This window comes from Corynebacterium drakensteinense (genome assembly GCF_041224285.1).
Taxonomy (GTDB): domain Bacteria; phylum Actinomycetota; class Actinomycetes; order Mycobacteriales; family Mycobacteriaceae; genus Corynebacterium.
Genome location: NZ_JAXOFP010000026.1, coordinates 1 through 13,259 on the forward strand (window position 1 = coordinate 1; position 13,259 = coordinate 13,259).

11 protein-coding genes are annotated in these 13,259 nt (G+C 54.2%); 9 read left to right on the forward strand and 2 right to left on the reverse strand.

Annotation, left to right across the window (positions count from 1 at the left end):
• Positions 1–527 precede the first annotated feature (527 nt).
• Positions 528–1,490 (forward strand): HtaA domain-containing protein, encoded by a 963-nt coding sequence (locus tag U1140_RS10760; protein WP_369847836.1) that lies wholly within the window; start codon positions 528–530, stop codon positions 1,488–1,490.
• A gap of 295 nt (positions 1,491–1,785) precedes the next feature.
• Here the strand turns inward: U1140_RS10760 and U1140_RS10765 are convergent, their stop codons facing one another.
• A complete protein-coding gene (locus U1140_RS10765) occupies positions 1,786–2,370 on the reverse strand; it encodes a hypothetical protein (protein WP_369847839.1) in 585 nt (194 codons plus the stop codon).
• A 161-nt stretch (positions 2,371–2,531) separates the two neighbouring features.
• On the opposite strand from U1140_RS10765, the gene U1140_RS10770 reads away from it, so the two are divergent.
• From U1140_RS10770 to U1140_RS10805, 8 genes are all read left to right on the forward strand, one after another.
• Positions 2,532–4,439 (forward strand): HtaA domain-containing protein, encoded by a 1,908-nt coding sequence (locus U1140_RS10770; protein WP_369847869.1) that lies wholly within the window; start codon positions 2,532–2,534, stop codon positions 4,437–4,439.
• Positions 4,440–4,547: 108 nt separating this feature from the next.
• Complete coding sequence (locus tag U1140_RS10775) at positions 4,548–5,642, forward strand: ABC transporter substrate-binding protein (protein ID WP_369847842.1); 1,095 nt, start codon at positions 4,548–4,550, stop codon at positions 5,640–5,642.
• Entirely contained in the window at positions 5,596–6,681 is a 1,086-nt protein-coding gene (locus U1140_RS10780; RefSeq protein ID WP_126843995.1) for a FecCD family ABC transporter permease, read from the forward strand. Before U1140_RS10775 ends, U1140_RS10780 begins: the two co-directional genes overlap by 47 nt.
• Positions 6,678–7,535 carry a heme ABC transporter ATP-binding protein gene (locus U1140_RS10785; protein ID WP_272723510.1) on the forward strand — a complete coding sequence of 286 codons (858 nt, stop codon included), beginning with the start codon at positions 6,678–6,680 and terminating at the stop codon, positions 7,533–7,535. The genes U1140_RS10780 and U1140_RS10785 overlap by 4 nt, the downstream gene beginning before the upstream one ends.
• Before the next feature lie 113 nt (positions 7,536–7,648).
• Entirely contained in the window at positions 7,649–7,963 is a 315-nt protein-coding gene (locus U1140_RS10790) for a hypothetical protein (RefSeq protein ID WP_369847847.1), read from the forward strand.
• Between the two features lie 161 nt (positions 7,964–8,124).
• Positions 8,125–10,323, forward strand: coding sequence for a leucine-rich repeat domain-containing protein (locus tag U1140_RS10795; protein ID WP_369847848.1), 2,199 nt, complete (start codon positions 8,125–8,127; stop codon positions 10,321–10,323).
• Between the two features lie 131 nt (positions 10,324–10,454).
• Positions 10,455–11,075 (forward strand): HAD family hydrolase, encoded by a 621-nt coding sequence (locus U1140_RS10800; RefSeq protein ID WP_369847849.1) that lies wholly within the window; start codon positions 10,455–10,457, stop codon positions 11,073–11,075.
• Between the two features lie 118 nt (positions 11,076–11,193).
• Positions 11,194–11,796, forward strand: coding sequence for a gamma carbonic anhydrase family protein (locus U1140_RS10805; protein ID WP_369847850.1), 603 nt, complete (start codon positions 11,194–11,196; stop codon positions 11,794–11,796).
• 95 nt (positions 11,797–11,891) lie between these two features.
• Here the strand turns inward: U1140_RS10805 and U1140_RS10810 are convergent, their stop codons facing one another.
• Positions 11,892–13,127, reverse strand: a complete 1,236-nt coding sequence (locus U1140_RS10810; RefSeq protein WP_369847852.1) for an ROK family transcriptional regulator — start codon at positions 13,125–13,127, stop codon at positions 11,892–11,894.
• Between the last annotated feature and the right edge of the window lie 132 nt (positions 13,128–13,259).

Below are 13,259 nucleotides of genomic sequence, written 5' to 3' on the forward strand. Positions count from 1 at the left end.
ATATTTTCCGCCAAGATGCGGTCTTCCACGAGACGGACCACGCGGTCCTTTGCATCCTGGTCAAATTTTTTGGGCATGTTCCAGATTTTCCCATCTACTCAAACGGAACAAAACCTGGGACACTTCACACAAACCCTAGCCGTGGAGGCCTTCGTTGGAGAAGAATGCCGATATTACCTAACTGACTCGGCTAAATAACCTTGGAGATGCTGCAGGCCGTGCGAGTTGTGAAGGCGATACACCTACGCCTACCTAGGCTTTTGCCGGGTGGATTCTGTCGATAATGCACACAATTGCGTTAGACGGTTCGCACAGCTCCAAGGGTTGGACATAGTGGATGAGGTTTGAGCGCCCAGGCCTGGGTGCGCTCCACTAAAAGGTAAGCCAGAGAAACTGCACTGCCTCAGCAGGATTATCAGCAAAATGTGAAGTCCATCTAAGCGTCCCAACAACCATTGTTTAAGGTATTGCTAAATTTAACTTGACTATCTATTATCAAGTTAGCCTAAGGTGCATAACATAAGGTTATGCTGCATTTTAAGGGAGGAAGTCGGATCGTGAAGGTTCAAACATTAGCAGCGCTAACCGTTTTTGCGGTTGCGGGTACGGGGATTGCTACCCCTCAGGCGTTTGCTGCAGAAAAGAGCATTAAAGATGGCTCTATGACCTGGGGAATCAGGGATAGCTGGATGTCGTATCTCCTTCATGGTGCAGCGAACGGAAGAGTTGAAACTAGTGCAGGTGTGCAACTTGTTGGAGCGCAGGAACAAGAAAAGTTACAGTTCCCTCTAAACTCGGGAGCATCGACAATTGTGGAAGATCAAGCCACGCTGAAATTTGATGGCACCGCACGCATGATCGGGCACGAGAAAATTGGGCCTAATGCCGGTCTTGATATGACGATGAGTGATGTCACAATTAAGACCCAGGGAACCTCAGGGCAGATTCTAGCGGACATGCACGTCAAAGGTCTGAATTTCAAAGGTGGAGGTTGGCTCGACGATATGCATGATGATGCCGTCCTAGCAACTTTCACCCTCGATAGTCCCCTAACCACTGCTGAAGATGTAAATCTTCAGAATGTTAACACTATCCACGGTAAGGGTTCCACCGACATTTTTGTACCTTTCTCTCCGAAATATAAAGAAGGTGAACAGGCAGGACCGCTTGATTTCGTGGTGAATTTCGAGGATAAACCAGCTTCACAGCCAGCCGACCCTTCCAAGGAGCAGCCAAAGCCAGCTGCGCCGTCGAAAGAACAGCCAAAGCCAGCTGCGCCGTCGAAAGAACAGCCAAAACCAGCTGATCCTTCCAAGGAGAAGCCAAAACCTAATCTTTCCAGCTCTAGCTCTAATGCTGACCTGAACAGCGATCTCTTTACGAAGATCATTCCTTCGCTCGCTGTAATCGGTGGAATCGGCGCAGCCATCCTGGGGCTACTGCAACACACTGGTGTGTTCAAGCAGCTGGGCATCAAATTCCCGTTCTAAGGAATAATTCTCAATTGGTTCCTGAGAATGAATAATTCGGCCATTGTGGTCGAAACCTCAAGCCCGCTTATTTAGTTCTAGCGGGCTTTTCCCATGTCAATTTGCTGTTTCAAAGGTGAGATAACAATAGAGTTCAAAGCTTATCGCAGGTTACGTGACACCCGTAGTCTCGTATGACCCAGCCGATGAGACGGTGTTTTTGGCCTACGGCAAAAGTTAACACCATCGCTTGCTAGTTCAATTAGTGCAGCGATGGTGCCCCCAGCACGCGACTGAATAATAGTAATTCGTCGTGTTAGTTGACGGCTGGAAATTGTTCTGTGTGGTGATTGATGGCTGGTTGTCCAGCATCCTGCAGGGCTGTTACCTTCTTGTTTTTGCGGAAAAAAGAAGGCTTCTGGTGTCGCGCATTGCCATCATCAGAACGTTTGGAATTTCCCCATAGCGGGCTGAGTCCAGGCATGAACCAGAGCAATGTCGCAGAAAAAACTCCGATGATGATTCCTCCGACAACGGCATAGTCCGCCGGGATCCACCAAAATCCAGCCAAGGACACGGCAATGATCACTGCCCAAGTCATTGGGATGTAAAGCCCCAAGTTAAGATCGCGCGCTTTACGGAATTCCACCCAATCCACTCCTGGGAATCGGGTGCGGGCCTCATTGCGCACACGTCGTGCAGTTTTTTGCGCGACGATAAGAGCAGTCACGATGATGAGTACTAGGCCAACGGCTGCGACGATTATCTCTGCAGTTGCGACGCCAAACGCAATAATTCCTGTGGAAAGACTTAACGCCATCCTCTCCATCACAGACAATGGAAATCCTGTGTTCGGGTCGATATCTGGATATAGACGGCTGAAATCTTCGGTGGTAGTCACATTTCCCTCGCTTCATATTGCTACGCTAGCCTTTATTGATTAAACTAAGCCTAATTTAGTATGAAGTTGCTCGTCAACATTAATTCGAGCAGTATAAGGAGCAAACGAGGGTGAAAACTGTAGCGCGGAAACTGACTGTGGTGATAAGCGCGGGAGCATTGATGCTACTGATGACGTTTGCTGTCGCCCTATGGAATCCGCCCACAGCTCACGCACAGGGCCAATGCGGTTTTTACTGGGGGGTAAAGCACAGCTATCGCCAGTACATTAAAGAAGGAGCTGCTCATGGTGGCTGGGGAGCCGATGGTATTGGCTTCGACGGGCCGGAAACTGGAGCAGACGGCGCCTTTGTGTTCACACCACAAAAAGCCATTGTGGATGGCGATTCGGTAACAATCCCATTCGACGGCACGCTTCGGTTTAATGGGCATAACTACGGTGGCGAGGACTTGTTGGATATGACAATGTCCGACTGGAAAGTTCGCGCTCAAGGAAACACTGCTGAGATCATCGTGGACTACGTTTCCTACGAGTCGGACATGGTTGACACCTCGAAGCGCGGCGCGCAAATCACCGGCGACAATGTGCCAATTGCGACTATTGCGCTGAACAACCCCGTAGACCCACAAGCGGGTTCGGTCGATCTCTCCGGTTCTACCACTATTACGCAGGGTGGAGCCGACCTATTCTTGGCATATAAAGCGGGTACCCAGCTGGATCCTACTCGTGGCGTCGTCAAGACTGATGGAAGCTGTTCTTCAGGCTCTGGCAGCAACGACAAATCTGGCGGCAACAAGCGTACCTTGACGACGATCACTGGTACTTTCACTGGCTTTAATAAAAAAGCCGTAGATGTACTCAAAGAGACCAATGACACGTTGAATGGCGTTACGACGTTCATGGGTAACAGCCAGGCATTTCTCGACGAATTAGAGTCTTTCCGTAATTATGGAAATAACACGTCGAAAGGGGGCAACTCCACTTCTGGCAATGGTGGATCCACTGGCGGTGCTGGAGGAGCTGCTTCCGGTGGAGCAGGCGCTAACTCTGGTGGTAACGGTGCAGGCGGAGCTGCTGGCCGCGGCGGAGCTTCTGGCGGCGCATCCGGTGGAGCAGGTGCTGCTGGTGGTACGGGTGGAACGTCCCGTAGCGGTGTAGCTGGCGGCGGGGCTGGAGCCACTGGCGGTGCCAATTTGGCTGAAGGCGGTGCAGGCGCTGGCGAACAGTGCGTCGATGCGAAGTCAGTTACTTCAGCTTCCGCTGCCTGGGGTCTGAAAGAATCATTCCAGTCTTATATCACTGGTTCTATCGCAAAAGGGCGTTGGGACCTTGATGGTGTGGGATACCAAAATCAGCGCTACCAATTTAGCGGTAACTCCGGAAATGTGGACACGGGCGCTGGGCGCGGTTCCATAAACTATGGCGGTGCCATGCAGTTTACTGGCCACAAGGGCATTCTGGATCTCAATATCTCTAACCTAGAGATTAGCTTCAATGGTAATTCGGGCAAGCTCATCGCTAACGTCCGGTCCTCTGATATGGAAGGCAATAAGACCGATTATGGTCGCGTTGCGCTCGGCGATTTAACCTTCACTTCTTTGGATGTGAATGATTCGGCAGTTAACGGTGAAGCACGAGTATTTTTGACAGCCACTGGTGCAAAAGCGTTTGCGGATTTCTATGAGGTTGGTTTGGAATTGGCGCCACTGAGCTTTAGTGCTCAGCTGGGAGGTACTGGCGACTGTAACGCAGTTGGAGGCAGCAATGCTTCAGGCGGTACAAACGGTGGAAACTCTGGCCAGAATGCCCAAAAAGCACGCAATGCCGCTGCAGAAAAACTTGCAGGCGCGGCAGGTGGAATGGGCTCAGCCTTGGGAAGCGATGCTAGCGGAGAAAGCTCGTCGCAAGGCTATGAAGATGGCTCAGGCAAGTTCAAAGTGAAGTCCCAGGCAGCAGGTGAATCCAGCTTGCTGAATGGCGATCCGATGGCTTATCTGCTGATCTTCATCGCTGGTTTGGTTATTGCCGGCGGGTCCATGGGGCGCCTGGTGATGTCTAACCCATCGTAATTTCTCAGCACAGACCCTGAACCTCAGAAATTCCTTTGCCTCGTGAGGGAGCGGCTTATTAATAGCCGCTCGACCATGCGACTAAAAGTTGCAGAAAGTGTGATTAAAATGAAACGCCTGCTTAGTGCGCTTGTTGCGTTGCTTTGCATATTTCCTGTCGCCGCGTGTGGGGTGCAGGGTGGATACGAATCTGCCGACGCGCAATTGCGCGAACAGCTGCCTGAAGCGAGTTCCCTATCGGATCCTCGTTCATTTACCGGAGTATCACGGGTGGATGGCTTTGCGGATGTCGAACCGGTAAGCAATAACGTCTCTCCGATGTTGCCGGTGGAACTCACCGATGCTGATGGGCACGACGTAGTGGTGGATGATGTCTCACGCATTTTGGCACTAGATCTTTATGGCACATACACAAAAACGCTTACCGGTCTCGGATTAGCGGACAACATCGTCGGCCGCACCGTATCTTCTACAGAAGACATCTTGTCGGATCTCCCCGTGGTTACTCAGGGCGGACACAACATCAATGTCGAGGCTGTGCTGGACCTACAGCCAACTTTGGTGATGGTGGATCATTCCATTGGCCCCAACGACGCCATTGATCAAATTCGAGCCGCTGGGGTAACAACAGTTGTTATGGAACCTACGCGCACTATTGATTCTGTTGATGAAGACATCAAAACTGTAGCGCAGGTAGTGGGATTGCCAGAGGAAGGCGACAAGCTTGCTCAGCGATCGACCGAAGAACTGGAAAAAGACCGTGCGGCTATCGAAGAACTTGTTCCCGAGCAACCGTTGCGTATGGCATTCCTCTATGCGCGTGGAAACGGTGGAGTCTTTTTCATCTTAGGTGAAGGAACTGGTGCCAAAGATTTGATTGAGGGCATCGGTGGTGTTGACATGGCCACCGAGCATAATTTGAGCTATGCCGCTCCCGCCAACGCAGAATCCCTGGCGAAGATTAACCCCGAAGTCATCATCATGATGAATAAGGGCTTGGAATCCACCGGCGGAATCGACGGCTTATTGGAACGTCCAGGGGTAGCACAAACAATCGCGGGGCAAAACCGCCGTATTGTGACGCTTCCCGACGGTCAATCGTTGGCATTCGGCCCGCTGGCAGGACAAACCCTTCTCAAACTCGCACAGGCAACATATGACCCAGAAAACAGCATTGACGGCTCCCAGTCCGAATCAGAATAAGCAACATGCGGCCGGGATTTTCCGTCAACGCACCAAGCTACGTATCACCCTCAGCATCGTTTTAGTGGCGTTATTACTGGGGACGGCTGCGGTTTCGATCATCCTCGGCCAGTATTATGTGCCACTATCCGATTTTTGGGCGATCCTCTTCCGCGACCCAAATTATGATGGTCTTTCGGCATCGGTGGTCTGGGAAATCCGGCTTCCGCGAATTTTGCTTGGCTTTTTAGTCGGTGCTGCACTTGGAGTGGCTGGTACGTTGATGCAAGCCGTATTCGCTAATCCGTTGGCGGAGCCTTCTATCATCGGTGTGACGAGTGGTGCTGGTGTCGGTGCAGCCTTGGTAATTGTTTTTAATATCAGCATTCTCGGGACCTTTACCGTGCCTGCGGCTGCGTTCTTGAGTGCCGTGCTGGTCACGTTGATCATTTATCAAATGGCGCGTAATCGCGGGCGTGTAGCCGTAATTAACCTGGTGCTCACCGGTATCGCAGTGAATGCTGTGTGCGGTGCCATCATCTCGTTCTTGGTCTATCTCGCTCCAACTAGCAACCGTGAGCAAATCATTTTCTGGCAAATGGGTTCGCTCAATGGCTCGCAGTGGAAACACGTGTGGGTAGTTTTGCCGATCGTGCTGCTGGGCATTGTCATCGCATTACGGTTAGGTTCGCAGCTGGACATTCTTGCACTTGGTGAACGCGCAGCTGGGCATACTGGCATCAACGTCAAGGCTTTACGGGTCATCGCTATTACAGGTTCTGCGGTGCTGACAGCCGGAGCTGTAGCCTTTGCTGGACTAATTGGATTCGTGGGATTGATTGTTCCGCATTTACTGCGTGCATTGGTTGGCCCAGAAAACAAAGTATTGTTGCCAATGTCTGCCTTAGCTGGAGCAGTGCTGATTGGGGTAGCAGATTTAGCGGCTCGTACTATGATCCCGTTTGCTGATCTTCCAATTGGAATATTCACTGCACTAGTCGGGGGACCGACTTTCTTTGTCCTGTTGCGTCGCATGTTGCGGAAGGGGTTGCACCGATGAATTCTCCATTAACGCCCGGTCACGACGCGGAATTTTCCGGCGAGCCCGTGATCAAAGTGAATGACCTGGTACTGGATATCGGGCAAAAGCGCATCCTCGACGGAGTTTCTTTTGCAGCTGAAGCCGGTAAAGTAACTGGTCTTATTGGCCCAAATGGTGCGGGTAAATCCAGTCTGTTGGCCGCTATTTGTGGTGATGTTGAATTAACATCCGGCACCATACGGATTTGTGGCTATGACCCAGAGAGTTCTAAACCGGCTGAATTGGCACGACAGCGCGCGGTGATGCTGCAGGATGTTTCGGTTTCCTTTGAATTTTTAGTACGTGATGTGGTGGCCATGGGGCGGCGGCCCTGGAAAGACAGCGAACGTTCGATTGACGACGAAAAAATAATCGATGCGGCTTTGGATGCGACTGAAACCCATCACTTGGCTGGCCGCGACATCGTAACGCTTTCTGGTGGTGAACGAGCGCGAGTTGCATTGGCACGCGTGTTGGCCCAAGACACCGTGGTAATCATGCTGGATGAACCGACCGCAGCACTAGACATTAAACATCAAGAACGGGTGCTGGGGCTGGTTCGTGTGCTAGCGCAAGTAGCGGGCAAGGCAGTCTTGATGGTGTTGCATGACCTTAATGCTGCTGCGGCATATTGCGATCACATCGTCTGCTTAGCCAATGGTTCCGTGGCGGCACAGGGGTCTGTGCAGCAGGTTTACACCTCCGAAACACTCTCTGAGGTTTATGGCTGGCCTATCAGCGTTTCGACGTCTGATGGGTTGGTCACGGTGCATCCTGCCCGCCAGCAGGTAAGCGAGGGTAGTGCGGCTTTGATCAGCTTGCTGGATCGTTGACAGCTAAAATTATGAATTTAAAGTGTTGCTAAGTTAAATTAACTAATGCTAAGGTTATTCATGCGTGTTGGCGGCCAACCCAGCCGTTTCTAAGCAATTGAAGTGAGAATGAAATGAAGAAAACCATCGCTGCTGCGGTCGTAGCAGCTAGTTTGGCTCTAGGATCGAGCCACGTCGCAAGTGCTGACACCAACGGTGAGGCTGTTGCGATCTCCTCTGAGGCATCTACTGTTGTGCTTGCGCAAAATGCAGCGGAAAACAGTAAGGACATGAACGATACTGCTGCTGGCAAGGGTGAAAACCTTCCAGGTTCTTCGTTTTTTACTGTTTGGAACGTGCTGCTCGGGGTATTCACCCTGGGAAGTTTGGGTGCAATAATCACCACAATTCTGGAAAAAGCGGGAGTTTTAGATTTCCTGAAACGTTAATTGCGGCCCCGTAAATGACGCACATCTCACTGCAGAACTATTTGCCGAAAGCTCTACGGGGGCGAGGCCTTCGGGTGGTTTTGCCTGCCGTTAATGCCTTGAGTAGGCCTAATGGCTAATCGGTTTGCTCTGAAAATAATAATTGAAAAGAAGAGAGAAAAATGAATAAATTCAGTAAACGCAGCCTGGGTCTAATACTTTGTGTCGGGCTGATCAGCACGGCCGGTGTTAATGCCGTAGCTCAACCGGCCACTGTACAGCACCAGAATAATGCACAAGACCAGCAAGCTAACCAAGCGCCTTCGACGCTAACTAGTGGCAAGGGTATTGCCGCGGCAAATCTTCCAAAGGATGCTGAAACTTCGGTGACCTTGGAAACGGGTACAGCGAATTTCGATTGGCGCCGTAGCTTCCGTCAGTATGTCGGTGAGGAAAACGAAACACGTGCTGGTGGTGTTGAACTTGACCAACATAACCGGTCACTGTTCTGGCCAGCTAAAGGCAAGCAGAAGGTCGATCTAGCGAACCTCACCGAATTGCAGTTTGACGGTTCCGTTTCCTGGAACAAGTATGGCGGAATTCTCGATGTTTCTCTCGCAAACCCAGTATTGGATCTCGCTAACAAGCAACTCAAGGTTCATGGAAAAACCGCGGGAACCATGGCTAATCCTGGAAAGGCCGTTGAGCGTGACGACGTCTTGTTGACGATGCCAGATCTACAGGCAGAAATCCGGGACGGCTATCTGCTTGTCTATTCGCATAAGCCGATCATCACCGAATTTGCTCGTGACTTGGTCGGATTTTATTCGGGGGAATCCGCCGAGCCCTTTGTGGCGACTTTCCAGATTGCGGGCATGACGCCACATACAGAGGATAAAAAGGTAGCGGCACCGGTTCTGTGGCAATTGTTCCCAAAGCAATATGAGACTTTGCGTCCGCCGAACTATCATGTGGATGACCCTTCCATCGAGGCAATCCCGGTCGAGCTAGACCCGCGCCTGGCTGAGTGTATCCGCTTCGAACTCGACATTCCGGATGGGAATGATATTACGCGCAAGGATATGGCTCGGCTGTATAGCTTCAGTTGCGTAGGAGAGGGGATTAAGGGCAACGGTAAGGTGAATTCCCTGCAAGGGCTGGAGTTCGCATCAAAACTTGAGCGGATGACTTTGGACGATAGCAATATCTCCGATATTGCCCCGCTGAAGAACCTGGAGTCGATCAAAGAACTGACGATCACGAACTCGAAACTGCGGTCTCTCGCAGATATTGGTTACCAACCGAACCTGCAACGTCTCGATGTGGAAGGCAACCAAATCACCTCGTTGGCACCGCTGTTTGGGTTGACCGAGTTGTCTACGCTGAAGGTCAACAACAACCAGGTTACTTCCTTGGAAGGCTTACCGCTGGAAAATGAAGAATTGCAAAAACTTTACGCCGCGAATAACCGTATCCGTGAGGTCACTCCACTTAAGCAGCACCGATACCTTAAAGAGGTTGATCTGAGCAACAACTTCATCGAGGATGTGGCTCCGTTGAATATCCGCGGCATCCAAACGATTAACCTTCGCGATAACTACGTCAAGGATTTCACGCCGCTAGAACCACTTATGAACAACCGGTGGGCCCCGCTGAAGAAGTTGGAAGTGGACGGAAACTACGTTTCTGACCCAGAACACTTTGATGAGGACCTGCGTCGCGTGGTCGTCGGAATTCAAGATGGAAAGATTCGTGCACGCGCTAATGACGAGTCACGCCCAGCTCCAGGGTTCGCGCCGGAAGCTAGTCCTGTACAGGGAGAAACCACCGCCAAGGCAGGTGAAAAGATTGCTTTGCACGTCGTGGTCACCGGGGAACCAGAACCAAGTATCCAGTGGCAGCGTCGTCAGTCAGATTCTGCAGCTTGGGAACCTATCGACGGTGCAACCGAGGCGAAATATGAGTTCGTGGCAACTGCAGACGACAACGCCGCGCAAATTAGGGCTCAGGTGCGCAATGAACACGGCGAGGCGGAGAGCGCCCCTGTCACGCTGAGCGTAGAAAAAGCGGCGGAGCCAACAGATTCCACGGAGCCAACTGAGTCTGTCGACCCAACCGATGAGACGAAGCCGACGGAGCCAACAGATTCCACCGAGCCAACTGAATCTGTCGACCCAACCGATGAGACGAAGCCAGCGGAACCAAGCACGCAGCCGAAGCCAGGATCATCTAATTCTTCAGAACTGGGTGGCCTTGCGGTGGCCGGTGTAGCGCTCGCGGTGTTTGGTGCCATCCTCAGCCAGTTTGCTCATATGCCGGGGATCGATCAGATGATCGCGCGAATCCGTGATTTCTTAAGCAATTTCGGAATCCGCTTCTAGAAACAACCACCTCGGTTGCATTGAGCGCGACCGGGGCCAACTACGGGGCCAACTACGGGGCCAACTGTTGAGCGGTTAATCATGCTGTGCGCCCAGCAGAGTAGGTTCTGAACCCTCTATACTGGGCGGGCATGGCACAGATGAATCTGCTGGTGGATCTCCCCGGCACCGTGGTGCGCACCTCGCGTGATGCTCGTCGTCAAGCGCTATTGCAGGCTGCTGGCATTTATGATGCGCAATCGCTGCAGGCGCAGAAGTTCTGGCAAGTCTTTACAGAGCTACGGCCCGCTCACTTCAGTGGAGATATCGGTGACCAGCGGTTTTGGCAGCAGATCGTCGCCCGGGTCGGGCTGGATGATTGCGATATTGCCGAAGCCATCGCCGCAGACTCTGATTTTGGAAACTGCCTGGACACCGAGGCATGGGGCTGCATCGAAAGCCTAGCCGACGCCGGACTGCACATCGCTGGCACCGCGAATTGTTCGCTGAGCCAGTCGCAGCAGTTGCGCCAGCAGTACCCGTGCTTGCAAGAGCTCGATGCGATGGTGCTTTCCTGCGATATTGGGGTGGTGCTTCCCGACGTCCGCATGCTGGAGGTCGCGGTCGATGCCTTGGGTGCCGGTGCACGCGACACCATGTTCATCAGCAGCAACGAAGGCCATTTGGCCGCAGCATCGGGGTTGGGGATGCACGCACGCCTGTACATGGGCGTCGGGCAGTTGTGTGAATTGGTGGAGCAGGCAACCAGCTAGCCGTGCAGCCAGTTGGTTGGGGAAGCCCGTTAGCCGGGCAGCCAGTGAACCGGCAACCTGCCAGCCGTCGACAAGCAGCCCGCACGAAAATGCCTGCTACCAGCGCTACCATGGGGGCATGCCTTTAATTTTGCCTTTCAACGGAAAAACCCCGCGCGTGCATGAGTCCGCGTTCATCGCCCCGAATGCGACCCTGATCGGCGATGTCGAGATTGGGCCGGATGCCTCCGTGTTTTATGGCTGTGTGTTGCGTGCCGACGTCAACCGCATCAAGGTGGGTGCGCGCAGCAACATTCAGGACAACTCGGTGCTGCATGTCGACGCCGACGCTGATTGCGTGCTTGGCGACGACGTCACGATTGGCCACATGGCGCTGGTGCACGGCTCGCACGTCGGCAATGGCACGCTGATTGGGATGAAATCGGCACTACTGTCGCGCTCGGTGATCGGTGCCGGTTCCTTGATCGCTGCTGGCGCCGTGGTGCTGGAAGGTGCGGAGATCGGGGATAAGGTGCTCGCTGCGGGGGTTCCGGCCAAGGTGCGCCGGGAGCTTTCCGACGACGAATCGCAGGCGTTTATCCCACATGCCGCGAAATACGTCGACACGGCCGCAGCGCACGCGGAGCTCACCGCAGCAGGTGGCGTCGGCAGCGACAGTGCCGCGGCATCCGCTAACGGCGCCGGCAGCGCGTTGTCTCTCGACGAGGTTCGCTACAGCTAAGCCGCGCCGCACCTCCGCCCGCCGCGCCGCACCTCCGCCCGCCGCGCCGCACCTCCGCCCGCCGCGCCGCACCTCCGCCAACAGCCGTCGGCTAGCTAAGCCGCGCCCCCGCCGTCGGAAGGCACCAGCTGCAGCGGCTCGCGCAGCATCTGATCCAGCGCCGCCGCCCGCGCGACGGAACGCACCACCTCTTCGTGGGTCGGGATCATCCGCATGTTCGGCGCTTTTTCTGCCGTCATGATCTCGCGCACGGTCGCGGCGAACAGCTTCGGTGCCTGGGCGTCGTCAACAAACGCGGACCCAGCGACCACCACGGTAGAAATCTTGTATTCGCCCACCAGATCCACCGTCAGTTCCGCCAGGCCCAGGGCGCGGGCGTCGAGAATTTCGCGCACCCCCTCGTGTTCATCCGCCAACGCAACCGCTTGCGCTAAGGTCTCTGGCGCCGGGGATAGCTCCGGGAATTCCTCGCTAATGCGCTGCAGAATATAGCGCGTGATCAGCGTTTTTTCCGGTGCTGCGTCCTGCAGGTTCAGCCTGGAGCTCTCAATCCCCGGCAGCGTCGCGATGGGGTGCACCCCAGAAGTATTGGTAAAAGCAGCACCCAGTGAGTCGTCGGCGAACAGCACCAGCGTGCGGTCCGCATCGTCGGTGACCAGCAGTTCGCCGGACTGCATCTCCGAACCGAGGATCGCCGGCACCGCCGAGGACACCGAGACCGGCACCGAGAATTGATAACGCAACGCGGCAGCAACGTCGACTTGCTCCCACCCCAGGTTCGGCGCACTCACCACGCCGCCGTGGCTGACTTGGCCGGACGTCGTCACGCCCACCGACAACAGCGTGTGTTCCAAGCCGGTGACCAAACGGTGCAGCCCGGCCATGATGTGCTGGATGAAATCGCTTTCGCTGAGCTGAGCGACGGGGGTGTCGATGACGGATTCGCGGATGGTGCGCCCGCGGATGTCGAAGACAGAAAGGAACGTTTGTGTCGTGCCCACCGCGATGCCCGCGAGCATCCACAGTGGTTTCGCCAGTTCAACCGGGGTGGTGGGGCGTCCGCGGCCGTGCGTGCGGGCGAGATCGTCGCGGGTGACGACGTAACCTTCCGCCAATAAGGTGGTGATCGCGCGGGTGATCGTCGGTTGGGAAAGGCCAGTGGCGGTGATCAGGTCTGCGCGGCTGATTACAGAGTTCTGCCGGATCACAAACAGGCATTTGGCAGCCGGGGTGACAGGTTGACCGAATGCTTGGGGGTACTGCGTAGCTTCAGTCGCTTTTCGCGCGGCAGAGCCTTCCGCGTTTCCAGTCGCTTTTCCTGGTGCGTCCATGGCATTTAAGGATACTACGAACCATTCGTCGGGCCGCTGACTGACCTGCACAAAACCGCGTGCCCACCGGTGGGTGCTTGTCGACGCCCCACCGCCCGTGAGCTGCGGTGGGAAGGTTAACACTGGGCTGGG